A 644-nucleotide genomic window follows, 5' to 3' on the forward strand; every position below is an offset into this window, starting at 1 on the left:
GCCCGGACTCCTACGGGAGGCAGCAGTGGGGAATATTGGACAATGGGGGAAACCCTGATCCAGCCATGCCGCGTGTGTGAAGAAGGCCTTTTGGTTGTAAAGCACTTTAAGCAGTGAAGAAGACTCTATGGTTAATACCCATAGACGATGACATTAGCTGCAGAATAAGCACCGGCTAACTCTGTGCCAGCAGCCGCGGTAATACAGAGGGTGCAAGCGTTAATCGGAATTACTGGGCGTAAAGCGAGCGTAGGTGGCTTAATAAGTTAGATGTGAAATCCCCGGGCTTAACCTGGGAACTGCATCTAAAACTGTTTCGCTAGAGTAGGTGAGAGGGAGGTAGAATTTCAGGTGTAGCGGTGAAATGCGTAGAGATCTGAAGGAATACCGATGGCGAAGGCAGCCTCCTGGCATCATACTGACACTGAGGTTCGAAAGCGTGGGTAGCAAACAGGATTAGATACCCTGGTAGTCCACGCCGTAAACGATGTCTACTAGTCGTTGGGGGACTTGATCCCTTAGTGACGCAGCTAACGCAATAAGTAGACCGCCTGGGGAGTACGGCCGCAAGGTTAAAACTCAAATGAATTGACGGGGGCCCGCACAAGCGGTGGAGCATGTGGTTTAATTCGATGCAACGCGAA

Annotated in this window: 1 rRNA gene; it reads left to right on the top strand. The window is 50.9% G+C overall.

Going from position 1 to position 644, the window contains the following annotated elements:
* Positions 1–644 (top strand): 16S ribosomal RNA (locus QL898_RS13870); the annotation flags it as partial.

Source organism: Psychrobacter sp. APC 3279, assembly GCF_030407795.1.
GTDB lineage: Bacteria > Pseudomonadota > Gammaproteobacteria > Pseudomonadales > Moraxellaceae > Psychrobacter.